Annotated in this window: 20 protein-coding genes; 7 read left to right on the forward strand and 13 right to left on the reverse strand. The window is 72.6% G+C overall.

Annotation, left to right across the window (positions count from 1 at the left end; genetic code table 11):
- Window positions 1–71 precede the first annotated feature (71 nt).
- Together EAE32_RS08170 and EAE32_RS08175 are read left to right on the forward strand one after the other, a co-directional pair.
- Window positions 72–791: a potassium channel family protein gene (locus tag EAE32_RS08170; RefSeq protein ID WP_121864853.1), complete on the forward strand. Its 720-nt coding sequence runs from the start codon at window positions 72–74 to the stop codon at window positions 789–791.
- A complete protein-coding gene (locus EAE32_RS08175) occupies window positions 791–1,549 on the forward strand; it encodes a potassium channel family protein (RefSeq protein WP_121846301.1) in 759 nt (252 codons plus the stop codon). Before EAE32_RS08170 ends, EAE32_RS08175 begins: the two co-directional genes overlap by 1 nt.
- On the opposite strand, the gene EAE32_RS08180 is transcribed toward EAE32_RS08175, so the two are convergent.
- The 4 genes from EAE32_RS08180 to dut form a co-directional block, all read right to left on the reverse strand.
- Window positions 1,455–2,099, reverse strand: coding sequence for a DUF3159 domain-containing protein (locus tag EAE32_RS08180; RefSeq protein WP_121846306.1), 645 nt, complete (start codon window positions 2,097–2,099; stop codon window positions 1,455–1,457). The genes EAE32_RS08175 and EAE32_RS08180 overlap by 95 nt on opposite strands.
- Before the next feature lie 224 nt (window positions 2,100–2,323).
- Window positions 2,324–2,692: a hypothetical protein gene (locus EAE32_RS08185; RefSeq protein ID WP_121846302.1), complete on the reverse strand. Its 369-nt coding sequence runs from the start codon at window positions 2,690–2,692 to the stop codon at window positions 2,324–2,326.
- Window positions 2,693–2,694: 2 nt separating this feature from the next.
- The gene (locus EAE32_RS08190) at window positions 2,695–3,477 is read right to left on the reverse strand and encodes a DUF3710 domain-containing protein (protein WP_240625167.1); all 783 of its coding nucleotides are present in this window, start codon (window positions 3,475–3,477) and stop codon (window positions 2,695–2,697) included.
- Between the two features lie 48 nt (window positions 3,478–3,525).
- Window positions 3,526–3,987, reverse strand: a complete 462-nt coding sequence (dut, locus tag EAE32_RS08195) for a dUTP diphosphatase (protein ID WP_240625168.1) — start codon at window positions 3,985–3,987, stop codon at window positions 3,526–3,528.
- Window positions 3,988–4,207: 220 nt separating this feature from the next.
- Here dut and EAE32_RS08200 point away from each other — a divergent pair, with 220 nt between their 5' ends.
- Window positions 4,208–4,816 (forward strand): DUF3093 domain-containing protein, encoded by a 609-nt coding sequence (locus EAE32_RS08200; RefSeq protein WP_243635631.1) that lies wholly within the window; start codon window positions 4,208–4,210, stop codon window positions 4,814–4,816.
- A gap of 151 nt (window positions 4,817–4,967) precedes the next feature.
- On the opposite strand, the gene EAE32_RS08205 is transcribed toward EAE32_RS08200, so the two are convergent.
- Entirely contained in the window at window positions 4,968–5,267 is a 300-nt protein-coding gene (locus EAE32_RS08205; protein WP_110920878.1) for a DUF4193 domain-containing protein, read from the reverse strand.
- Between the two features lie 389 nt (window positions 5,268–5,656).
- Between EAE32_RS08205 and sepH the strand changes: the two genes are divergently transcribed.
- Together sepH and EAE32_RS08215 are read left to right on the forward strand one after the other, a co-directional pair.
- Window positions 5,657–7,054, forward strand: a complete 1,398-nt coding sequence (gene sepH, locus EAE32_RS08210; protein ID WP_121864713.1) for a septation protein SepH — start codon at window positions 5,657–5,659, stop codon at window positions 7,052–7,054.
- A 134-nt stretch (window positions 7,055–7,188) separates the two neighbouring features.
- Window positions 7,189–7,770 (forward strand): hypothetical protein, encoded by a 582-nt coding sequence (locus EAE32_RS08215; protein ID WP_121864714.1) that lies wholly within the window; start codon window positions 7,189–7,191, stop codon window positions 7,768–7,770.
- A 94-nt stretch (window positions 7,771–7,864) separates the two neighbouring features.
- Here the strand turns inward: EAE32_RS08215 and EAE32_RS08220 are convergent, their stop codons facing one another.
- From EAE32_RS08220 to EAE32_RS08235, 4 genes are all read right to left on the reverse strand, one after another.
- Window positions 7,865–9,013 carry an alkaline phosphatase family protein gene (locus tag EAE32_RS08220; RefSeq protein WP_165860468.1) on the reverse strand — a complete coding sequence of 383 codons (1,149 nt, stop codon included), beginning with the start codon at window positions 9,011–9,013 and terminating at the stop codon, window positions 7,865–7,867.
- Window positions 9,010–9,717, reverse strand: coding sequence for a DUF5998 family protein (locus EAE32_RS08225; RefSeq protein WP_165860415.1), 708 nt, complete (start codon window positions 9,715–9,717; stop codon window positions 9,010–9,012). Before EAE32_RS08225 ends, EAE32_RS08220 begins: the two co-directional genes overlap by 4 nt.
- An 87-nt stretch (window positions 9,718–9,804) precedes the next feature.
- Complete coding sequence (locus tag EAE32_RS08230; protein ID WP_121864715.1) at window positions 9,805–11,619, reverse strand: serine/threonine protein kinase; 1,815 nt, start codon at window positions 11,617–11,619, stop codon at window positions 9,805–9,807.
- Window positions 11,620–11,632: 13 nt separating this feature from the next.
- Window positions 11,633–14,323 carry a bifunctional acetate--CoA ligase family protein/GNAT family N-acetyltransferase gene (locus EAE32_RS08235; RefSeq protein ID WP_121846520.1) on the reverse strand — a complete coding sequence of 897 codons (2,691 nt, stop codon included), beginning with the start codon at window positions 14,321–14,323 and terminating at the stop codon, window positions 11,633–11,635.
- Window positions 14,324–14,393: 70 nt separating this feature from the next.
- Here EAE32_RS08235 and EAE32_RS08240 point away from each other — a divergent pair, with 70 nt between their 5' ends.
- Complete coding sequence (locus EAE32_RS08240; RefSeq protein WP_121864716.1) at window positions 14,394–16,952, forward strand: DNA gyrase/topoisomerase IV subunit A; 2,559 nt, start codon at window positions 14,394–14,396, stop codon at window positions 16,950–16,952.
- 102 nt (window positions 16,953–17,054) lie between these two features.
- Here the strand turns inward: EAE32_RS08240 and EAE32_RS08245 are convergent, their stop codons facing one another.
- Window positions 17,055–19,163, reverse strand: coding sequence for a DNA gyrase/topoisomerase IV subunit B (locus EAE32_RS08245; RefSeq protein ID WP_121846518.1), 2,109 nt, complete (start codon window positions 19,161–19,163; stop codon window positions 17,055–17,057).
- A gap of 229 nt (window positions 19,164–19,392) precedes the next feature.
- Here EAE32_RS08245 and EAE32_RS08250 point away from each other — a divergent pair, with 229 nt between their 5' ends.
- Entirely contained in the window at window positions 19,393–19,593 is a 201-nt protein-coding gene (locus EAE32_RS08250; protein WP_121846517.1) for a DUF7455 domain-containing protein, read from the forward strand.
- A 188-nt stretch (window positions 19,594–19,781) separates the two neighbouring features.
- Here EAE32_RS08250 and EAE32_RS08255 read toward each other — a convergent pair whose 3' ends face one another.
- The 3 genes from EAE32_RS08255 to EAE32_RS08265 form a co-directional block, all read right to left on the reverse strand.
- A complete protein-coding gene (locus EAE32_RS08255) occupies window positions 19,782–20,510 on the reverse strand; it encodes a ubiquinone/menaquinone biosynthesis methyltransferase (protein ID WP_240625179.1) in 729 nt (242 codons plus the stop codon).
- Window positions 20,510–22,291, reverse strand: a complete 1,782-nt coding sequence (locus EAE32_RS08260) for an RNA polymerase sigma factor (RefSeq protein ID WP_121864855.1) — start codon at window positions 22,289–22,291, stop codon at window positions 20,510–20,512. The genes EAE32_RS08255 and EAE32_RS08260 overlap by 1 nt, the downstream gene beginning before the upstream one ends.
- 203 nt (window positions 22,292–22,494) lie before the next feature.
- Window positions 22,495–23,913 (reverse strand): DUF4192 family protein, encoded by a 1,419-nt coding sequence (locus EAE32_RS08265; RefSeq protein ID WP_121864717.1) that lies wholly within the window; start codon window positions 23,911–23,913, stop codon window positions 22,495–22,497.
- Between the last annotated feature and the right edge of the window lie 7 nt (window positions 23,914–23,920).

The following is a 23,920-nucleotide window of genomic DNA, read 5'->3' on the forward strand; positions in this document are numbered from 1 at the left end:
CATACACGTGGGAACACGCTAGTCGCTGAGCGGGTCCATGTCCCGCCGCCGCTGGACTTATGCTGTGCCCCATGGCGCATTTCGTGATCATGGGCGTGGGGCGGGTGGGGATCACCCTCGCACACGCCCTCGAGGACTCCGGGCACACCGTGGCGGTGATCGACCAGGACGACCGCGCGTTCCGGAAGCTGCGCCCCTCCTTCGAGGGCCGCAAGGTCACGGGCCACGGCTTCGACCGGGACGTGCTGCAGCGCGCCGGGATCGCGGACGCGTACGCCTTCGCCGCGGTCTCCAGCGGGGACAACTCCAACATCATCGCGGCCCGCGTGGCCCGGGAGACGTTCAAGGTGAAACACGTGGTGGCGCGGATCTACGACCCCACCCGCGCCGAGTTCTACCAGCGCATGGGCATCCCCACGGTCGCCTCCGTCCGGTGGAGCGCGGACCAGGTGCTGCGCCGGATCCTGCCGGAGCACGCCATCACGGGTGACTTCCGGGAGGCCTCCGGGCGCCTGCAGCTCGGCGAGCTGCCCCTCGACGACTCCTGGTCCGGGCTGCACCTGGACCGCATCGAGGAGGCCGCCGGGGTGCGGATCGCCTTCGTCACCCGCTTCGGCGAGGGCATCCTCCCCGCGAGCGACACCAGCTACCAGCAAGGAGACATCGTGCACGCCGTGATGCGCGTCGAGGACGTCGAGCGGGTGGCCCGCATCCTGTCGCGGCCGCCGTCGGACGAGGTCATGGAGGCCGTGGCGCTGGCCGCCACCCATGACGCGCGGGGGCGGCGCTGATGCACGTGGTCATCGTGGGCGGGGGCTCAGTGGGCTCCTCGATCGCCCGGGAGCTGCTCTCGCACGGTCACGACGTCGTCGTGGTGGACGCCACGGCGGAGGTGATCGGGCGCTCCAACCTGCGCGGCGTGCAGTGGGTCGTGGGGGACGCGTGCGACCTCGAGGTGCTGCAGCGCGCCCGTGCGGAGGAGGCGGACGTGGTGGTGGCCGCCACCGGGGACGACAAGGCCAACCTGGTGGTGTCTCTGCTCGCGCGCAGCGAGTTCGGCGTGCCGCGCACCGTGGGGCGCGTCAACAACCCCAAGAACGAGTGGCTCTTCGACGACGCCTGGGGCGTGGACGTGGCGGTGTCCACGCCGCGCCTGATGACGGCGCTCGTGGAGGAGGCCGTGGAGATCGGGGACGTGGTCCGGCTGCTGAGCTTCCAGACCGGTACCGCCACGCTGTCCGCCTACACCGTGCCGCGGGAGCACCCGGTGGTGGCGAGCACCGTGTCACAGGTGCCGTGGCCGCCGGACGTGGCGCTCGTGGCGATCCTGCGGGACGGCGTGCCGATCGCCCCGTCCGGCGACGACCTCCTGGAGGGTGGCGACGAGCTGTTCTTCATCACCACCGCGGAGGGCGAGGAGCAGCTGCGGGCCATGTTCACCACGGCCCGGGACGTCAACCTGCACGCGGCGTTCGACGAGGGCGGCTCCACAGCCATGCCGCCCACAGCGCGGCGGCGTACAGCGGAGCCCCCATCAGCAGCCGGGTGATCCCCAGCGCGGTCACGTTCTCGGCGAAGAACAGGGGCAGCTGGACGGCCAGGCGGGCCGCGAACAGGGCGATGACCAGCCCGTTGGCGCGCTGGTAGGCGCCGCGCCGCACGGGGTCCGCCCGCCACTCGACGCCCTCGCCGCGCACGTAGCCGTACACCACGCCCAGCAGGGGCCACCCGAGCGCCGCCGAGAGGCCGAGCACCAGGATGCCGCCGGCGTTGGTGATGAACCCCCACACGTAGTAGTCCAGGGCCTCGCCACCCACCCGCGCGAACAGGGCGCAGATGCCCACCCCCACGAGCCCGGCGAAGGCCTGGGTCGCGGGCTGGCGCTGGGCAAGACGCAGCAGCGTGAACACCGCGGCCACCGCGAGCGAGGCCGCGAGCGCCACGGAGAGCTGACCCACCGCGACCACGCACACCAGGTACACGAGACCCGGGAGCACGGACTCCGCGATACCGCGCCAGCCGCCCAGGGCGGAGAGGACGTCCAGCTGACCGTTCTCGTCACGGCGCAGGCCCGAGCGCTCCGCCACGTCCGCGGCCATGCGGCGCACGGGGGCCTCGGAGTCCGGGGCTGCACCCGCAGCTGCCGACTCTTGCGCGGTTCCATGACCGGGGCCTCCGCCGTTCCGCCGCCGGTTCGGACCGGGCACCCGGTCCGAGCCGGGCTGCCGGTCACCCCGCGGCTGTGCGGCCCCGGGGCCGACTGCGCTCGAGCCGGTTCCCCCGTTCTCCGTGGTGGGCAGATCCGGGAGGTCCGGGGCCGGGCTCATCGCCACACCTTCTTGGGGGTCACGATCTCGTAGCGGGGGTTGTACATGGTGGGCACCCCGTCCGGGTGGCAGAGCACGGCCAGGCACCGCAGCCGGGTGCCTGCCGCCACACCGGGCACCGTGCGCTGACCGTGCCACAGCAGCTCCACCGCGCACGGCACCGCACTGCCGGGGCGGGGCACCTTGAGCAGGGCCCGGAACCGGGGAGGCGAGGTCACGGGAGCGATCGTGACCTCCACCACCACACCCTCCACCACCGCCCGACGTCGCGGGCGGTCCGCGGTGGACGGGGTGAGGTCCCGCTCCGCCGCCTCGGGGCCGCCCATCACGTCGATGGCCCCCGTCAGGGGGTTGTTGCCGGTCACCGTCAGCCGATCTCGGTGATCTCGGGGCCGCGGCGCGGTGCCTGGACCTTGGGGCCCGACGCCGCGGCGTCGCCTCCCGTGCTCCTCTCGCCCTCCGCCGGTGCCGGCTCCGCGTGCGGTGCATCGGTGCGGCGCAGGGTGGCGTCGTCGGGCATCGTGAACGCGAGCAGGTCGCGGGGCGGGTGGGGATCCTGGCCCCGCACCACCACGAGGTCGCGCACGGCGTCGTCGAGCACCTCCGCCGTGGTCCCGGGCATTGCGGCACCCCCCGTGAAGACGGCGCGCAGGAACCAGCGGGGTCCGTCGATGCCCACGAACCGGGCCAGCCGGTAGCCCTGGCGGCCGTCCGAGGTGGTGCCCGGGAAACGGGCGTCGACCTGCAGACCCAGCGGTCCCTCCGAGACGGTGGGGTCTCCCCCGTCCCGGCGCAGGGCGGCCACGAGCTCGGCGCGGACCTCGTCCCACAGCCCGGAGGACTTGGGGGCGGTGAAGACCTGCAGCTGCACGGAGCCGTCACGGAAGTCCAGGTGCACGGCGCGGGGCACCTGCGTCTGCTGGTCCACCTCCATGCGCACGTCCACGGCGGACCGGGGCCGGACCAGCAGGGCACCCATGTTCAGGTAGTCGCCGCGCTCGCCCGTGAACTCGGACTCGTCCCACGGGCCGTTGGCGCGCGGGTCCGTGCTCTGCGCGGCGTCCGGCGAGGTGGCCCCCGTCGTCTCGTGGGTCTGCTGTGCCGCGTCCGCGGTGTCGGTGCTGCTGCGCTTCTTGCGTCCGAACATCATCTGCTCCAAGGAGTCGTCGAGGGGTGGCGGAAGGGTGGTGGGGGCCCGTCAGTGGGTCCCGGACGAGCCGAAGCCCCGGTCCCCGCGCTCGCTGCCGGGAAGCTCGGCCACGGTCCGGAAGCGGGCGGTGACCACTTCCTGCACCACGAGCTGGGCGATCCGTTCGCCGCGGCGGACGGTGTAGGCCTCTCGCGGGTCCGTGTTGAGCAGGCACACCTTCAGCTCCCCGCGGTAGCCGCTGTCCACCGTGCCGGGGGCGTTGAGCACGGTGATGCCGTGCTTCGCCGCCAGCCCGGAACGGGGGTGCACCAGGCCCACGTGGCCGGCCGGGATGGCCACCGCCACACCGGTGTCCACGAGCGCCCGCTCTCCGGGCGGCAGCTCCACGTCCTGCCGGGCGCGCAGGTCCGCGCCCGCGTCTCCCGCCCGCGCGTACGCGGGAGGGGGGAGCTCGGGGTCCAGCAGGTGCAGGGCCACGTCCACCGTGGCGGGCTCACTCACGTCAGTCACAGTGGCCCACTCTAACGCGCCGCGCCCGGGCGTTCCCGGTGGGTCCCGGGGCCTGCACCCCGCCTCCTGGGAACCGGTGCGCGGGCTACGGGGCCGCACCCGGGCCGAGATGGTGCCTCGCCCGGGGTGCGCCGGTGGTGAAAGGCACGGAGGACGCCCCGGCGCCCGCCCCGCGTGCGCTCCCGGGGCACTGCCCAGCAGAGTGTGCCAAGGTGGAACCATGAGCTCTCACCCTTCGACCCCCGGCGCCGGTGGAAACCCCTCGCGCGCCGCGGCCACCACCGGACCGGGCCCCGTCCCCGCCGCGCAGCGGCAGCCCCGTGAACAGGCCACCCCTTGCGAGCCGGGTGCCGCAGCCGCACCGGCCGTGCGCTACGAGGAGAGGCTCACGGTCTCCTGGTGGGTGTGGCTCATCGTCGCCTTCGTGGGAGGCGCCGGGTTCGTGGCCGTGGCACCCATCAGCACCGTGGTGGGCCTCATCGTGGCCGCCGTGCTCGTGGTCGGGATCGGGCTGGCGGTGCACCTGGGTGCACCTCGCATCGTGCTCACGGACGAGGACCTGCGCGTGGGCCGCGCCCACATCGAGCGGGAGTACGTGGGCGCGGCCGAGGCCCTGCGGGGGGCCGAGGCCCGCGCCGCCCGCGGGCCCGGGCTCGACGGGCGGGCCTTCATGAACTTCCGGGTCTCCGTGCCCGACCTGTGCCGGATCCAGATCGTGGACCCCGTGGACCCCACCCCCTACTGGCTCACCGCCACCCGCCACCCGGACGAGCTCGCGCGGGCGATCAACGAGGGACAGCGGCGCGCCGTCAGCTCCGCACCGCGCTGAGACACCCCGCAGCGCCTCCCCCGCGCCCTCCCGGGCCTGCCGGGCGCGCCGTGCAGTGCCGCAGGGCGAAGGGGCGGGACAGCGGGGCCGCAGACGACGACGGGCGGTCACCCCACCAGGGTGACCGCCCGTCGTCGTGGTGCCTGCGGGATCAGCCCAGGCACTCGTGGCAGTACTTCACACCGTTGCGCTCCTCGGCGAGCTGCGAACGGTGGCGCACGAGGAAGCACGAGCCGCACGTGAACTCGTCGTCCTGCGCGGGGAGCACCACCACGGAGAGCTCCTCGTTGGAGAGGTCCGCGCCGGGCAGCTCGAAGCTCTCGGCCGCGGTGGCCTCGTCCTCGTCAACGCTTCCGGACTGGTGGTCCGACCGCCGGGACTGGAGCTCCTCGATGGAGTCTTCCTTGAGGTCCTCGTCCTGCTTGCGCGGCGCGTCGTAGTCTGTGGCCATGTGTCTATCCGCTCCAACCGGTCTTCACGAGATCGCTGTGAGAAACGGTTCCCGGGCGATCTCCCCCGGGGCCGTGTCGCGTAGATTGTTCACCATGGGGGCGGAAAAAGCCAGTACCCCCAGGGGAGTTCTCTCACAGGGCACACGGCCGTGTGCTGCACACCTCGCGGCACGCACTTCGTTCCCGGTCTCCTGCGGTTTCCGGCGGTGGTCCTCGGCCCCGCGCGCGGCGAATCCCGGCCGGCCTGCTGCTCCTCCTGCGATGCCGCGGCACGCCCCCGTCCCCACTCCTGCGGTCCCTGCCGGGGCCTGCCAGTAGACTGGCGCCACGTACGCGCGGTCGCGCCCCACGGGACACGTGGGCGGCGCGCCGGTGAGGGAAGGACAGCATGGAGCAGTTGCGCCTGGTGGCAGTGCACGACGACGGTGAGCACCTCATCGTGGAGACCCCCGATTCCACTCGGTACCGGCTGAAGATCGACCAGCAGCTGCGGCAGACGATCCAGCACACGCGCCGCAAGCCTCCGGCCCGTGGCCGCGGCGCATCCTCCTTCGGTCCGCGCGACATCCAGGCCCGGTTCCGCGCCGGTGCCAGCGTGGACGACGTCGTCGCCGAGTCCGGGTGGGAGCCCGAGCGCGTGAAGCGCTACGAGTGGCCCATCCTCGCCGAGCGTTCCCACATGGTGACGGAGGCGTGCCGGGTCACGGTGTCCGGCACGAACCCCTCGCACGACGGCTACCGCTCCGTCTTCGAGGGCGAGCCCAAGACCCTGGAGGAGACGGTCTCCGAGCGCGCCCCGCGCCTCGGGGTGGACCGCGCCTCGTTCGACTGGGATGCCTGGCTGCGCGAGGACCACCTGTGGACCGTCCAGCTGAGCTTCACCGTGACGGACCACGACGCCGCCGGACCCGGCTCCGAGGGCCCGGCGCAGTGGAGCTACAACCCGGTCACCCGCTCCGTGCGGCCCGAGAACGAGTGGGCCCACGCGCTCGGCGAGGAACCCCGGGAGACGGGCCCCCTCGGCGCCGCGGCCCCGGCGGCGCCGGTGAGCGCACCGAGCCCGCAGCTGCGGCAGCTGCAGCACGAGGCGAGCCAGGCGGACGAGCTGCTGGACGTGCTGCAGTCGCGCCGCGGCCGGCGTCTCGGGACCGACGAGGACGGCGACGACCGTCTCGCGGAGATCCTCGGACGCGGAATGGGCCAGGTGGAGCAGCGTCCCCGCCCCATCGACGCACCGGTGGATTCCCCCGTCTTCGACCGCCCGATCCAGCCCGCCGCCTCGCAGGTGGCCGAGGCACAGGCGCTGCAGCAGGACGGGATCGAGATCGTGGACGATTCCACGCCGGTGGCCGGTCAGGGTTCCGGAACCGGCACCCCCGCCGCCCAGCACGACGACGCCCCGGAGGGCACCGTCCACACCGACGCCCCGCAGCCCTGGGTGGACGTCACGGAGACGGAGCATGACACCGAGGACGACTCCCGGGGCGGCCAGAGCGAGCCGCACTCGTCCGTGACCCCGTTGCGTGGGCGCGCCGAGCAGGCGCGGCAGAACCCGGCGGGTGCGGACGGCGAGGCCGACCGCGCGGACCCTGCAGAGACTTCGGCAACGGCCGGATCGGGCGGGGAGACGACCCCTGAGCACACGGGCGCAGCAGGGAGTGACGGTCAGGATGGCGAGGGCGACTCCGCAGCCACGCCTGCCGGGCCCCGCGGCCGCACCCCCAAGGCCAAGCGGTCCTCGGTCCCCAGCTGGGACGACATCGTTTTCGGCGCGAACCGTTCGTGAGGCCCGCTCCACGGAGCCACGTGCTGCAGTGGGAGATTCCCACGGCACGCGGTACAGTCTCGTGAGCAGGCCGGGATCAGGGGAGAGCATTGCCCGGCCGCGCGCGTTCACGGGCGATCTTTAGGGAACAGTGCATGGGCAACTCCATTCAGGACGATCTATTCGGCGACGACTCGCAACCCACCGGGGCCACGACCTCCGAGCCGGGGACAGGTGCACGCCGCTACCTCGCGACCGCGGCGCTGGGTGGTGCCGCGCTGCTCGTGCTCGCCGGTGTGGGTGCCGTGGCGTTCACCGGTCTGTCGGGCGGTTCCGACGAGCCCGCCCCGGCGGACTTCGCCACCGCGACGCCGTCGGCCACGCCCACCCCCTCCCCCACCCGGTCGCCGTCCCCCACTCCGACCACCACCCCGGAGCCCACCGTGCCGCCCGAGCAGTACTACGCTCCGGCTCCCCCGGTGGCTCCCGTGCCGCCCGTTGTCCCGGTGCCCCAGCCGCCGGTGGCCCCGCAACCCGTGCCCTCGCAGCCCAGCAGGGCCCCGGAGAAGACCCAGGCACCCGTGGCACCCACCAAGGCCCCGGTTCCCACTCCCCCGGCTCCCGAACCCACGGTTCCCCAGCTGCCCGCGCCCAACCCGACCGTCCCGCCTCCGCCGGCCCCGACCAAGCCGGGCAAGGGCACGGCCACCGGCGCCGGGGTCGGCAGCGGCGGCTAGCGGCCCGCCCGTTCCCGGGCAGCCCGAGCACGTGCCATGCCCCGGAGCCGCACCCTCGGTGCCACGCCCCGGTGCTCCTCGACCGGCCGGGGTGTCACCAGAGCAGTGCGGGCACCAGCCGTTCCTGATCCGTGAGGGACCCGTGCTGACCCACCATGGCCAGGGGTCGCGTGCCCTGCCGTGAGACGTCGTAGAGAGCGAGCTCCTCACGCGCGAGCACCCAGACGTCCCCCGCGCGGTGAAGCAGCTGCGGATCGGGTGCCGCACCGAAGTACCCGTCCTGCGCGAGGTCCGCGCGGGTGAGCACCCACACGGCGTCCCCGAAGCGGGCACGCCACGCGGCGGCCACGCCCTCGGGATCGACGCCCGGGGACACGTGCAGCTGCACCGCCCGGGGTTCGCCCGCGGTGTGCCGCACGCCCGACAGCAGCGCGGGATCGGCGCTCACGTCCACCCTGTGCTCCTGCGCCACATCCACCATGCCGTGGTCCGCGGTGAGCAGCACCCTGGTGTTGGCGGGAAGCCGTGACACGAGCCGCCTGACGGCGGAGTCCAGCTCCTCCAGGGCGTGCAGCCACGCGTCCGAGCGCCAGCCCTCGCGGTGCCCGGTCTTGTCGAGCTCGTCCCAGTAGAAGTAGACAAGCCCCCTGCGGCCCTCCGTGAGCTGCTCCAGGGTTCGCGCCGTGCGCGCGTGCACCCCCTGAGCCCCCACGAAACGGCCTCCGCGCAGGGCCGCTCGGGTCAGCGCCGAGGACTCGAACCGGGGTGCGCTCACCGTGGCGGCGGCCACGTGCGGCGCCGAGCGCTCCAGCACCGTGGGCCGCTGCTGCCACGCGAGCGGGTCCAGGTCCGCGGGCCACTGCCCGAGCATGTTGACCACGCGGTCCCGCTCCGGGTCCAGGACCTCGTAGCCCAGCATCCCGTGCCGCCCAGGCGGTTCACCGGTGCCGAGGCACGAGAGGGAGACGGACGTGGTGGAGGGGAACGCGGCGTCGAGCTCCCCGAGGGACTCGGCGCCGCGCAGCGTGGGGGCGTAGCCGCCGACCTCGCGCAGCAGCCGGGAGCCGAGCCCGTCCACGAGCACCACCACGTAGCGCTGGGCGGAGGGCAGGCTCAGCGCGTTGCACTCGCCCGGAACCCCCACCGCGGCGGCCGCCGAGGAGAGCACCTCCGCGATGCTGCGCGTGCCGTAGCGCGGGGGCGCGGGCAGCGCGGGGGCGGCCGCCGCGTCGTCGGAACTCACGAGGTGCGCCCCGCGTCCCGGCCGTTGTGCCGGTGCCCGAAGCGTGTGCGGGGTGCCGCGGCGTCCTTGCGCGCCGGGGCCTGGTGGACGGGCGTCGGGGCGATCTGCGCCCCCGCGTCCGTGAGCGGCGCCACGTTGGCCCGCCGCAGGGTCCGGGCGAACTCGCGGGCGCCCTCCACGGCGTCCCGGCCGTCCGCCTCCGAGCTGATGCGCATGACCACGTCCTCGCTCGCGGCGGTGCCCGTGTAGCCGTGGTCCGCCTGGCACTCGGGGTCCTCGCACATGGCCGGGTACAGCTCGAGCTGCTGGGTCCCGGTCCAGCTCACCGCGAGGTTCAGCTCCATGATGGCAGTACCCGGTTCGTAGTTCTGCGGCTGGTGGTAGGCATAGCTGAGGGTCACCGAGCGGATCTGAGAGATGGGGACCGTCTCGGTGGACACGCGCGCCACGGCGTCCGCGCCGGTCTCGTCGAAGCTCTGGTCGTCCACGTGCGTGATGTGCAGGACATCCTCGGCGAGCACCAGCGCGGTGATGTGGCGGTGCAGCTCCGTGTTGGTGAAGTGGGTCTCCAGCTGCACGAGGTGGGACACGGGACGCCTGCCGTCCAGGGAGTCCTTGACCACGTCCGAGACGAGCTGGGGGTAGAACCCGGCCTTTTCGATGTCCTGGATCAGCCGGGAGCCATCGGGTGCTGAGTAAGTCATGGCGCCATTGTCCTCCACCGCGCCGCCCTGAGCACACCCTGCACCTCGTGGGTCACTGCATGACCTCCGGCCGGAGGGGTCGCAGGATCACGGGGTGACGACGCACGAGACGGTTCCGTCCTCCAGCTGCGTGCACACGGGTGTGCCCTCCGGGGCGGGCGTGGTGGCGTCCTCGGAGGGCGTTGCCCGTGGTGCCGGCCCACTCGGCGCAGCAGACTCCGGGCCACCCGGGGCCACACCGCCGGACCAGTTCGCCAGCACGGGCCCCAGCCACACGTAGCCCGCCACGAGGGCCAGTGCCGCGAGCGCCAGGGCCGCCAGCCACCACGGCCACCGCGCGCGCCCACGACGCCCCGGCTCCCGACGGCGCGTTGTCCCGTTCCCGGGCGTCGCCCCATCGGTGGTGCCCCCCGCAACGGAGCCGTCCGTTCCACCGTCACCGGTGGCCGAGATGCGCACGGTCCGCTCCCCCGGTGGGATCGCCTCGTCGGAGGAACGGTGCGGATGCGGGGAGTCGACGGGGCCCGCGGTCGTGGTCGGGGGCTGCCGCGTGGTGATCTCCCCCGGGTGCTCCGGGTGGGACTGCCTCTCCACGCGAGCGGGGGCGGAGCGGGAGGGGTCCGGCGGCGCGGTCGCTGTCCGGCCCGTGCGCGGCGGGTCCGGGAGGGAGACCGCCGAGGGGTCGAGTCGCTCGGTGCTGTCCCCCACCTCGAGCGAGCGGGTGGCGTCCGTGGCCGGTGCTGCGGTCCCGGGGGTGTCCTGCCGCGCCGGTGCTGGCCGGGTCCCCGGCCCCGGCAGCTCCTCCGGATCCGCGAGCGCGGCAGAGCCCACGCGGCTCACACCGCCCGCCGCTGGGTCCACGCGGGGGCCGGGCGCGGTCACGGGTGCGAACGGACGCAGCGGGTCCTGGCCCTGCTCGGCCATCGCGGGCTGAGCGGGGTTCGGGATGGCCTGCCGGTGCACGGCGTGCCACGCGATCGGCGCGTCGTGCCCGCCGCCCGCCGAGGGCAACCGGGCGGCGTCGGCCACCGGGGACAGCTCGCGCTCCGTGGTGGGTTCGAGCACGTCGAAGACCTCGAACGGCTCGCCGTCGGCGGTCTCTCCGGAGCGGCCCGCCCGTGCCTCGGCCCCGGCCAGCAGCTGTCCGAGGAGCCGGTCCGCCGCGTCGATGCGCTCGTCCGGGATGCGGCTGAGCAGTCCCTCGACCCCGGAGCGCAGGGCGGGCGAGTCCTCGAACAGGCCCAGCCGTGCGACGTCGTCCGGGCCCAGTGGATCTCCGCTGAGGTCTGCCTCGGGCAGCACCATGCGCACGGCGGTGACCCCCGCGGCGTAGAGGTCCATGGCCCGCGAGGGGCTGCCCGGCGCGTAGGCTTCGTGCGGCAGGTAGCCGGGGGTGCCCACCACGGTGCCCGTGTGGGTCAGGCGGGCGTCGTGGAGCCGCACCGCGATCCCGAAGTCCGCGAGCCGGGCCACGGGCAGCTGGGAGCCCGTGGGCTCGAGCAGCACGTTGGCGGGCTTGACGTCCCGGTGCACCCAGCCGCGGGTGTGCACGAAGCGCAGGGCCTCGAGGAGCTGGCACACGAGCTCCTCCGCGAGCCAGTCCGCCACCGCACCATTGTCCTGCAGGGCCGCCTCCAGCGTTCCGCCGGAGACCAGCTCCATGGCGATCGCCACGTGCTCGTCCTCCGCCGCCCAGCCGTACGGCGCCACGACGTACGGGTGCTCGAGGTTTACGGACTGCTCGCGAACGAACCGGAGCAGGTCCGCGGAATCGCGCTGGCGCAGCACCTTGGCGGCGCACTCCCGCCCCAGCCGCAGGTCGTGCGCGCGCCACACGGCGCCGCTGCCCCCTTCCGCGATGGGGGTCAGCAGCTCGAAGCGGCCGGCAATGGTGTCCCGCACTCCGGGGTGCGCCCTAGCCCAGCATCGCGCGGCGGGCGCTGTCGGTGCGCTGCCCGGGGTCGCCGATCTTGACGGAGGCCGAGAGCACGGTGAGCACGGAGCCGGAGAGCACCACGGGGTTCAGCTCCAGGAAGGCGATCTGGGGGAACCGGTCCTTGAGGAAGGCCACGCGGTTCACGAGCTGCTCGAGCCCCGCGGTGTCCACCGGAGGCACCCCCTGGTACCCGAAGAGCTTGCGCGCGGCCTTGGGTGCGCGCACCATGCGGGTGATGTCCCGGTCTGTGAGGGGCGGCACGCGGTGGGCCCAGTCGTCCAGCAGGTTCACGGCGTCCCCGGCCATGCCGAAGGACAGCACCGGGCCGATCAGGGGGTCCTCGGCGGCACGCAGCACCACGGTCTGTCCCGTGGGGGCCATGGGCTGCACCTCGAAGTCCGTCACGTTCCACCCGGAGAGAGTGCGCGTCATGGTGTCGATGGCCGCGCGCAGCTGGTCCGCGTCCTCGATGTTGAGCACCACCCCGCCCAGGTCCAGGCGGTGGCGCAGGAAGGGGTCGGTGGTCTTCAGCGCCACGGGGTAGCCGAGCCGTTCCGCGGCCGCGGGGGCCTCCTCGGGGTCGGTGAAGTGCACCGACTCCAGCACGCGGATCCCCGCCAGACCCAGCAGCTCGTTGCGCTCCGCCGCGCTCAGCTCGTAGAGGGTGTCCCCGCTGACCTTGTCCCGGTGCCGTTCCAGGAAGCCCTCCACCCCGGCCAGGTCCACGTCCTGCGGGTCGTTCACCACACCCTGGTCCTGCGAGCGCCACGTGGTGTAGTCCACCACCTGGGCGAGGGCGTGCATCGCGGTGCCCGGGGAGTCGAAGCACGGCAGGGCGGCGTCGTCCGCCACGCGCACGGTGGCCGTGACGGCGTCGGGGCCGTGCTGTCCGGTGAACACGGCCACCGTGGTGCGCCCGGCATCGTGGGCGGCGAGCGCCAGGTCGCGCACCAGCGCGTCATGGTCCAGGCCCGGGACGGGCATCAGGACGAGCACGAGACTGTCCGCGGCGTCGCCCGCGAGCTGCTCGCGCGCCGCGGCCAGCACGGCGTCGTGCGCGGCGGCCGGGCCTCTGGAGGTGTCCACCGAACCGTCCACCACGGTGGGCTCGAGGTCCAGGCGCAGCGCGGTGTCCTCGGTGAGCTGGGCCAGGGCGAGCGCGTTGGAGACCACCGCGATGCGCCGGGACGCGGGCAGCGGCTGGCTCTCGGTGATCGCGGCAATGTCCAGCAGCTGCTCGGCGGTGCTCGCGCGGATCACCCCGGCCTGGCGGAACATCGCGTCCAGGGCACCGGCCGGGGCCTGGGTCACCCGTCCGGTGTGGCCCGGGGGCAGGCGCAGCCCCGTGACCTCCGACTTGGCGACGATCACGGGCTTGCTCAGGGACAGCCTGCGGGCGATGCGCGAGAACTTGCGCGGGTTGCCCACCGACTGCAGGTACAGCCCGCACACGGTGGTCCCCGGGTCGTCCTCCCAGAACTGCATGAGGTCGTTGCCGGAGACGTCCGCGCGGTTGCCCGCCGAGAGGTAGCTGGACATCCCCACGCCGTGGCGCAGGGCGGCGCCGTACAGCATGGTGCCCACCGCACCGGACTGCGAGAACAGTCCCAGCCCGCCCCGGCGCGGCATCTCGGGCAGCACGGAGGCGTTGAGCGAGACCTCGGGGTCCGTGGTGATCAGCCCCAGGCTCGCGGGACCCACCACGCGCATGCCCGCGGCACGGGCGATCCGTACGAGGCGCCGCTGCGCCACGGCCCCCTCGATCCCGTCCTCGGCGTAGCCGCCGGTCATCACGACGACGGCGCGCACGCCGGCCCGGCCGCAGTCCGTCACCGCCTCCTCCACGGCCTCGCGCGGGACGGCGACCACCGCGAGGTCCACGGTGCCCTCGATCTCCGCGAGGGAGGAGACGAAGGTGAGACCGGCCCGCTCGTACGGGGTGTGCCCCACTCCGTAGAGGGTGCCCGTGTAGCCGCCGTCGAGGATGCCCTCCACGGCGTGGTGGCCCGCGTGGTCCCCGTGGGCTGAGGCCCCGATCACGGCCACCGTGGCAGGGGTCAGCAGGTCCTGCACGGAGCGGGCCTCGGCCCGGTGCTCGCGCGCGGCCATCACGGCCAGGGACTTCTCGGTGGGGTCGATGTCGAACTCCACGACCACCACACCGTCCTCGAACTGGCGGGAGACGTCGTAGCCGGCCTCCACGAACACGTGCAGCATCTTGCGGTTCTCGGGCAGCACCTCCGCGGTGAAGCGGTCGATCCCGTTCTCCCGTGCGGCCGCGGCCAGGTGCTCCAGCAGGATGGAGCCGATGCCCCGGCCCTGGTGGTGGTCCGAGATCATGAACGCGACCTCCGCCGCGCGCCGGGAGGTGCGGTCGTAGCGGCCCACCCCGATCAGCTTCTCGCCCAGGATCAGCACGAAGCACACCCGGTCCCGGTGGTCCACCGTGGTGAAGCGCTCGAGCTCCCGCTGGGACAGCCGGGGCTTGTAGGAGAAGAAGCGCAGGTAGATGCTGTCCTCGGACTGGGACGAGTGGAACTCCTGCAGCAGGTCCTGGTCCTGCGGGCTGATGGGCCGCAGGTGGGCCGTGGCGCCGTCGCGCAGGATCACGTCCGCCTCCCAGTACTCGGGGTAGGCCTGCTGCTGCGGAGTCTCGTCGTTGGAACCCATAGACTTCACACTAGCCAACCGCCTGCTCCGGACACAGGAGCACGCACCGATTCCAAGGAGTTGCCGCTCGATGGCTCGTCGCCGCTCAGCCACACGTTCCCCTCAGGACGACCTGCCCGAGGACTTCGTCGAGCACATCGTGGACGTGGACGTCACCCAGGAGATGGAGACGAGCTTCCTGGAGTACTCCTACTCGGTGATCTACTCCCGTGCCCTGCCGGACGCCAGGGACGGCCTGAAGCCGGTGCAGCGGCGCATCCTGTTCATGATGGACCAGATGGGTCTGCGCCCGGACCGCGGCCACGTCAAGAGCGCCCGCGTGGTGGGCGAGGTGATGGGCAAGCTGCACCCCCACGGAGACGCCGCCATCTACGACGCCATGGTCCGCATGGCGCAGTCCTTCGCGATGCGCGTGCCCCTGGTGGACGGCCACGGCAACTTCGGCTCGCTCGACGACGGTCCGGCCGCCCCGCGCTACACGGAGGCCCGCATGGCCCCCGCCGCCAGGACCCTGACCGGGGACCTGGACGAGGACGTGGTGGACTTCGTCCCCAACTACGACAACCAGTTCCAGCAGCCCGCCGTGCTCCCGGCCGCCTACCCCAACCTGCTGGTCAACGGCGCCACGGGCATCGCGGTGGGCATGGCCACCAACATGGCCCCGCACAACATGCGGGAGGTGGCCGCCGGGGCCCGGCACCTCGTGCTGAACCCGGAGGCCACGCTCGAGGAGCTCATGAAGCTCGTCCCCGGCCCGGACCTGCCCTCCGGCGGGCGGATCGTGGGGCTCGAGGGCATCCGGGACGCCTACCGCACGGGCCGCGGCTCGTTCCGCACCCGCGCCACGGTGTCCGTGGAGCAGGTCTCCCCGCGCAAGCAGGGCATCGTGGTCACCGAGCTGCCGTACATGGTGGGTCCGGAGAAGATCACCGAGAAGATCAAGGACGCCGTCCAGGCCAAGAAGCTCACGGGCATCTCGGACGTCGTGGACCTCACGGACCGCACCCACGGGCTGCGGCTCGTGATCGAGGTGAAGAACGGCTTCAACCCGCAGGCCGTGCTCGCGCAGCTCTACAAGCACACCCCGCTCGAGGAGTCCTTCGGGATCAACAACGTGGCGCTGGTGGACGGCCAGCCCCGCACCATGGGCCTGCTGGAGCTGCTGCGGGTCTACACGGACCACCGCATTGCCGTGGTCCGCCGCCGCACCGCGTTCCGGCTGGCCAAGCGCCAGGACCGGCTGCACCTCGTGGAGGGGCTGCTGATCGCGATCGTGGACATCGACGAGGTCATCCAGATCATCCGTGGCTCCGAGGAGACCGCCGAGGCGAGGGACCGCCTGATCGCGGTCTTCGACCTCTCCCGCGCCCAGGCCGAGCACATCCTCGAGCTGCGGCTGCGCCAGCTCACCAAGTTCTCCCGCATCGAGCTCGAGGCCGAGCGCGACAGGCTGCAGCAGGAGATCGCCGAGCTCGAGGCGGTCCTGGGTTCCGAGGCAGCACTGCGCGGCGTCGTCGCGGACGAGCTGTCCGAGACCGCGGAGAAGTTCGGGGACGACCGCCGCACCGTGCTGCTCGAGGCCGAGGACCTGCCCGCGGTCACCGCCGCGCAGCCCGGGGGCAAGAAGGCGGCCCACACGTCCGTGGCGCTGGAGATCAGCGACGACCCGTGCTGGGTCTTCCTCTCCACCACCGGGCGGATCGCACGCAGCGCGGCACGCACCACGCTCGCGGACGGGTCCCGGCGGTTCAAGCACGACGCCCTCACGAGCGTGGTCCCCGCGACCGCCCGTGGCGAGATCGCCGCCGTGACGTCCACGGGCCGCATGCTGCGCGTCTCGTGCGTGGACGTGCCCGTGCTGCAGGACTTCGACGGCGTTCCCCGCCTCGCGGACGGCGTGCCCGCCGCGGACTTCCTGGGTCTCGAGAAGAACGAGGCCCTCGTGGGTCTGGTGCCCCTGAACGAGGTGGTGGCCATCGGCACTGCGGCCGGTGTGGTCAAGCGCGTCACCCCGGACTACCCGCTGAACCTGGACCAGTGGCCCGCGATCAAGCTCAGGGACGGGGACCGCGTCGTGGGGGTCAGTGCGGCACCTGATGCCACGGAACTCGTGCTGGTCTCCTCGGGCGCCAAGCTGCTGCGCTTCCCGGCCTCCGCAGTGCGCCCCCAGGGCCGCACGGGCGGCGGAGTGGCCGGGATGAAGCTCGCCGAGGGCGAGCGCGTGATCTTCTGCGCCGCCGTGTTCCCGCAGGAGTCCACCGTGGTGGTCACCCAGGCCCGCAGCGACGGCCAGCTCCCCGAGATGGGAGAGGCCTCGGTGAAGGTGACCCCCCTCGGCGAGTTCCCCGCCAAGGGCCGCGCCACCGCCGGTGTCCGGGCCCAGCGGCTGCTCACCGGAGAGGACGGTCTCACCCTCGCGTGGGTGGGTCACGGTCCCGCCAAGGCGGTTTCCGCCGCGGGCGTCGCCCGTTCCCTGCCCACCGAGTACGGCCGCCGGGACGGCTCCGGGGTGGGTGTCGACCGCGCGGTCGCCGCCGTGGGCCCGGCTCTCACGGGGCTGCCCGCAGAGGTGCCCGCCACCGGAGCGGTCCACGGGGAGGACACGGGCACCGCGCCCAGGCAGGAGTGACCCACCCGGTGGCCGTTCGCGCCGCAGCCGGGCCCACCGCCCTCCCCTGCCGGCGGGCGCGGCGCCGCGGCGCCCTTCCCCCCTCAGCGCGGGTGGTCCGGTTCAGGCGTCGATCTGGTCCTGGTTCAGGTGCGAGGCGCCGGCCACGATGAAGTCCTTGCGCGGGGCCACCTGCGAGCCCATGAGCAGGGAGAACGCGCGCTCGGCGGCCTCCGCGTCGGCGACGCGCACGCGGCGCAGCACGCGGTGGCGGATGTCCATGGTGGTCTCCGCGAGCTGGTCGGCGTCCATCTCCCCGAGGCCCTTGTAGCGCTGGATGGGCTCCTTGTACCGCCGTCCCTGCTCCTCCAGGCTTCCGAGCAGGGTTTCCAGCTCGCGCTCCGAGTAGGTGTAGACCATCTCGTTGGCTTGGGAGCCGGGGTTGACGATCTGCACCCGGTGCAGCGGCGGCACCGCGGCGTACACGCGGCCGGCCTCCACGAGGGGGCGCATGTAGCGGTAGAAGAGGGTGAGCAGCAGTGTGCGGATGTGGGCACCGTCCACGTCCGCGTCCGTCATCATGATGACCTTGCCGTAGCGCGCGGCGTCCAGGTCGAAGCTGCGCCCGGACCCCGCGCCGATCACCTGGATCAGCGCGGCGCACTCGGCGTTGGCCAGCATGTCCGTGATGGAGGCCTTCTGGACGTTGAGGATCTTGCCGCGGATGGGCAGCAGCGCCTGGTGATTGGAGTTGCGGGCCAGCCGGGCGGTGCCCAGGGCGGAGTCCCCCTCCACGATGAACAGCTCCGAGCGGGCCACGTCCGCGGAGCGGCACTCCACGAGCTTCGTGGGCATCGAGGAGGTCTCCAGCGCGTTCTTCCGCCGCTGCGTCTCCTTGTGCACCCGCGCCGAGATGCGGGACTTCATCTCCGCGACGACCTTCTCCAGCAACTGACCCGCCTGCGCCTTGTCGTCGCGCTTCGTGGAGGTCAGCTGCCTGGTCAGCTCGGACTCCACCACCTTGGCCACGATCTGGCGCACGGCCGGGGTGCCCAGCACCTCCTTGGTCTGGCCCTCGAACTGGGGCTCCGCCAGGCGCACGGTGAGCACCGCGGTGAGCCCGGCCAGGACATCGTCCTTCTCGAGCTTGTCGTTGCCCGCCTTGAGCTTGCGGGAGTTCGCGTCCACCTGCTTGCGGACCGTCTTGAGCAGGGCGTTCTCGAAGCCGCTCAGGTGCGTGCCGCCCTTGGGCGTGGCGATGATGTTCACGAACGAGCGCACCGTGGTGTCGTAGCCCACGCCCCAGCGCAGCGCCACGTCCACCTCGCACGTGCGCTCCACGTCCTGCAGCTGGGCGTGGCCGGAGTCGTCCAGCACCGGGACCCGCTCCGTGAACGAGCCCTGCCCCTGCAGCCGCCACACGTCCGTGACGGGGGCGTCCGCGGCGAGGAACTCGGTGAACTCCGAGATTCCGCCGTCGTACTGGAACACCTCCTCCACCGGACCGTCGGCGCCGGGCGTGCCGGGCAGACGGCGCTGGTCCGTGATGGTGATGCGCAGCCCCGGGATGAGGAACGCCGTCTGACGGGCCCTGCGCACCAGTTCCTCGGTGGAGAACGTAGCGTCCGGGGTGAAGATCTGGTCGTCCGCCCAGTAGCGGATGCGGGTGCCCGTGACCCCGCGCTTGGCCCTGCCCACCACCTGCAGGTGGGAGTCCGTGGTGAACGGCTCGAACGGTGCGCTCGGCGAGGGCGCGCCCTTGTCCGTGAACGTCCCGGGCTCACCGCGTTTGAAGGACATCTGGTAGGTCTTGCCCCCGCGGTCCACCAGGACGTCCAGGCGCGCGGACAGGGCGTTGACCACCGAGGCGCCCACACCGTGCAGACCGCCCGACGCCGTGTAGGAGCCGCCGCCGAACTTGCCGCCCGCGTGCAGCTTGGTGAACACCACCTCCACACCCGTGAGGCCCGTGCGGGGCTCGGTGTCGATCGGGATGCCGCGGCCGTCGTCGTGGACCTCCACCGATCCGTCCTTGTGCAGGATCAGTGCGATGTCCTGTCCGTAGCCCGCGAGCGCCTCGTCCACCGAGTTGTCGATGATCTCCCACAGGCAGTGCATGAGCCCGCGCGAGTCCGTGGAGCCGATGTACATGCCCGGGCGCTTGCGCACCGCTTCCAGGCCCTCCAGCACGGAGAGGTGGCGGGCGTTGTATTCGGATCGAGACGGTGTCACGGTGGAGCTTCTCCCGGGAGGTCGGTGTGCGGCGGGGGCCGGTGGGGACCACATCACTCTAGACGGCGCCCCATGGTTTGTGCGCGGTGGGCGAAAAGGTCGACTCCGGGGAAGCATTGCGCGGGTACGTGGGTTGTACTGGTACGTGCGGTCAGCGCGGGTCAGCCCGGCGTCGCACAGCGGCCGCCCCGTGAGGGGGCCGCATTCCACACCTGTGAGGAGGATCCCCATGAACGCGACACTCGAAGCGCGTGAACTGAACGCGACCCACCGTTGCGATGCCTGCGGAGCCCAGGCCTACGTGCGTGTGGTCCTCGAATCCACCGGCGGTGAGCTGCTGTTCTGCGCCCACCATGCGCGCGCCAACGAGGACAAGCTCCGTCCCCTGGCCGCCACGTGGCAGGACGAGACGGAGAACATCGGGGCCTGAGTCGGGCCCGGGGCCCACGGAGGTCGAACGGAACGAGGCGCGCACCGTACGGTGCGCGCCTCGTTCCATGGGGCTTCCATCCTTCGGGGGTCTCGTTCCGCTGGAAGCTTTGTTCAGCGGGGGTCTCGCCCCCCCCCCGTGGTGGACTGCGTGGCGTCGACTCCTGACGGAACCCGCTCCCGCCGTCGTCAGCCCACCTCGGGCCTGCGACCCCACAGGATCACGTTGGTCCCCAGGTACTTCGTCTCGTACCCCACGTCCTGGAAGCCGGCCTGGGCCATGAGACGGGCGACCTCCACCGGCGGGATGAAGCCCAGTGTGGAGTCCTTGAGGTAGCCGTACGCGTCCCGGTCGTGCGCGACGACCCGGCCCAGCAGCGGCAGCACCACGCTCATCCCCGCGGACAGCGCGAGCCTGAGCAGCCCGCGCGGCGGCGCGGTCTCCAGCACCACCACCCGCCCGCCGGGACGCAGCACGCGGAACTGCTCCGCGAGCACCCGGGGAATATCACTGACGTTGCGCAGCAGGTAGCCGTGCGTCACCGCGTCGAAGGACTCGTCCGGGTAGCCCAGGTGGTGCGCGTCCGCGAACTCCCACGTGACGGTCTCCGCGCCCGGTTTCTGCCGCGCGCTGTCGAGCATCGCCTCGGAGAAGTCCACGGCCACGATCTCGGCACGCGGTTCACGACGCCGCGCCGCGAGCGCGATCACGCCCGTGCCGGTGGCGATGTCCAGCAGCCGCTGTCCCGGACCCACCGCGGCCCGTCGAGCGACCTCGCGGCACCACGCCGCGTGCCGCCCGAGCGTCATGAGCGTGTTGATCCGGTCGTAGGACGCGTTGATGCGGTTGAAGATCCCCTGCACCCGGGAGTCGCGCTCTGTCATCCGGTGGGCCTCCGCCTGCTCTCGGGTGCTCATCAGTCCAGGTAGTCCCGCAGCACCTGCGAGCGGGAGGGGTGGCGGAGCTTGGACATGGTCTTGGACTCTATCTGGCGGATCCGCTCACGGGTGACTCCGTAGACCTTCCCGATCTCGTCCAGGGTCTTGGGCTGGCCGTCGGTGAGCCCGAAGCGCATGGCCACCACACCGGCCTCCCGCTCCGACAGGGTGTCCAGCACGGAGTGCAGCTGCTCCTGCAGCAGCGTGAAGGACACGGCGTCCGCGGGCACCACGGCCTCGGAGTCCTCGATGAGGTCTCCGAACTCGGAGTCGCCGTCCTCGCCGAGCGGGGTGTGGAGGGAGATGGGCTCGCGCCCGTACTTCTGGACCTCCACGACCTTCTCGGGGGTCATGTCCAGCTCGTTGGCCAGCTCCTCCGGGGTGGGTTCGCGGCCCAGGTCCTGGAGCATCTGGCGCTGCACGCGGGCCAGCTTGTTGATGACCTCCACCATGTGCACCGGGATGCGGATGGTGCGGGCCTGGTCCGCCATGGCGCGGGTGATGGCCTGGCGGATCCACCACGTGGCGTAGGTGGAGAACTTGAAGCCCTTGGTGTAGTCGAACTTCTCCACCGCACGGATCAGGCCCAGGTTGCCCTCCTGGATCAGGTCCAGGAACAGCATGCCGCGGCCCGTGTAGCGCTTGGCCAGTGAGACCACGAGGCGCAGGTTGGCCTCGAGCAGGTGGTTCTTCGCGCGGCGGCCGTCGTGGATCACCCAGCGATAGGCCCGGCGGGTGTCCGCGTCCATGGAGTCCTGCTCCTCGGCGAACTTGTGCTCCGCGTAGAGGCCCGCCTCGATGCGCAGCGCGAGGTCCACCTCCTGCTCCGCGTTGAGCAGCGCCACCTTGCCGATCTGCTTGAGGTAGTCCTTGACGGGATCCGCGGTGGCGCCGGCGACGACCACCTGCTGGGCGGGGGCGTCGTCGTCGTCGTTGTTGGTGAGCACGAAGCCGCGGGCGCTCTTGTCCTGGCGGCCCTTCATGAGCTGCGCGGACTCCTCGACGGAGGCCTGCGTGGACTCCTGGGCGTCGTCCTCGTCGGTCTCCTCCGTGACGTCCTCGGTGACGACCTCGTCCTCTGCGAGCGCCTCCTCAACGGGGTCCGCCTTCTTGCGGCCCCGGCCGGTGCCGGCGGTCTTGGGAGCGGCCTTCGCCGCCGTCCGGGAGGTGGTCCTGCGCCCGCCCGTGCTCGACGCGGCCTCGCTCTCGGCAGCCGCTGCGGTCTTGGCCGCCGAAGCCTTGGTGGTGCTGGTGGACCTGGTGGCGCTCGTGGACTTGGCGGCCGCCGTCTTCTTGGTCGCAGTGCGCTTGGGGGCAGCGGTCTTGCGTGCCGTCGTCTTCTTCGGGGCCGCCGCAGCGGTCTCGCCGGATCCGTCGGCACCGTCCGAGCCGGCCGCCGACGTCGTGGCCGTGCTCTTGGAGGCCGTCGTCTTGGACGCCGTGGTCTTCGAGGCGGCCGCCTGGGGGGCTGCCGTCTTGGACGCGGCACTCCTGGTGGCGGTCCGGGGGGCGGCGGCCGTGGCCGCAGTGCCCTCCGAGGCGGCGGCTGCGGACGTCTTCGCGGCAGTGGTCTTCTTGGCCGCGGTGCTCTTGCGCGCGACCGTCTTCTTGGCGGCGGTGGTCTTCTTGGGAGCCGCCTTCCGCGCGGCACCACTTGTGCTCGCGCCGTCAGAACCGTTCTGCGCGGCGGTCTCGGCGGAGTTCTGCTCCGCAGCAGTGGCCTGCGATGCGGACGCGGTCTTGCTGGCAGCTGGTGACACGGAGAACCTTTCGTTGAACACGTCGTAGGGTGCGCACCACAGCAGTGGCCAACACACCTATGACCCTGTCAAGTCCGGCGAGGTGACACAGACGTCACGCCGGGACTCTGAGGGTCCTACCCGGCGCAACACCAGCGTTGCGAAAAATGTTCCCGGCCGCCCCCACAATCTTTCCCCGGGGAACTCGGCCCCGCTCCGAGCCCTCAGTCATCGGCACCGCGAACCCAGGCGTGCCGCCCGGGCCACGAGGTGCGGGGGTCGGCGCACCACCACGGGACCTGCAGTGCGAGGAGCCGACGCCGCACGTCGCCCACCGCGCAGCGGCCCCGCTCGGGGACCTCGACGTCCCCGAGGTGCTCCGTGAGCAGCCGCACGGCGGTGCGTGCGCGTCCCCGGTACTGCTCGATCTGGGCGAGGACCGCCACCACGGCGGAGAGCTCCACGTCAGCATCCGTGGCCGTTCCAGGGTCCGCGCGCCTGACCGCTCCACGGTTCGTGCCCGTGGCCCCACCCGGGGCCGCACTCATGCCCCGGTGCCCGGAACCACGCCCCCGACGCTGCGCCGGGTGCGCGTCCGCGTGGCGCGCATGCCACAGCAGCCCGTCCAGCACCTGCAGCACACGGTGGGCGCCGTCCACGGAGTCCCAGTGCGGGGGCCCGTCCCACTCACCCGACAGCGCGCAGAGACAGCGCAGTGCCTCCTCCACCACGGGTGCCTCCGGTTCGGCGCTCCCACCCGCCCCGTCCGTGAGTCGGGACAGCGCCGCACGCATTCCCTCCAGAGCCGTCAGCGCTCGTTCGGGACTCCCGCTCAGCCACGCGTAGAGCAGTGCGTCCCTCAGGAGGTCGTCCTGCAGCGCCACCAGCAGGTCACCCAGCTCGGCATCCGAGAGGCCCAGCACCGCGTCCACCCAGTGCTCCCGGTCTGCGCACACCCGCTCCACCGCGAGGGTCCATGCGTCCCACCCCGCCGGAGGGGACGACGGCGTGCCCACCGCGGGCGCGCCGTGGCCACCGGCACGGACCCGCGAACCTCCCACGGGCCTCTCCCCGTCCCGCGGCGTCGGCGTGCCCCGCCCCCGCAGCAGCCGTGCGCCACGCTCCTCGAGCCGGGCGCGCCACCGAGGCTCGTCCCTCAGGGCCACGGGCTCGACGGCACTGCCACCGGCCACGAGTTCCGCGTTGACGGGGCTGTCCCTGATGGCGTCCACGGGCACGCCCCGTTCCGGTTCCGCGCTGTCCCACCAGTGCGTGGAACCCACCACGAGGATGCGCAGCGCATCGAGTCCCAGGTGCTCCACCAGGGTCTCCCAGAGCTCGGGTGCCCCGGAGGCGCACGGGACGTCCGCGGCGGGCTCGTGGTCCGAGTAGACGACGACCACCACGTCCCCGCAGTGCGGCACCCGCAGGGTGGCCTCCAGCAGGTCGTCCAGGACGGCCCCGAGGTCCATCTCGGGCGTGGGGGTGTCCATGCTCACGCACAGGGCCCGACCATCGGCCGTGGGGAAGAACAGCACGGACGTATTCCGGGGTGCGTGGCCCACGAGGTGGGGAATCAGTGCCAGCAGATCGGCGGCGTCGCGCACGCGGAGGGTCGGGCGGGAGTCAGGTGTCACGGTCATGCGGCCA

It is taken from the genome of Kocuria tytonicola (assembly GCF_003687175.1).
GTDB lineage: Bacteria > Actinomycetota > Actinomycetes > Actinomycetales > Micrococcaceae > Kocuria > Kocuria tytonicola.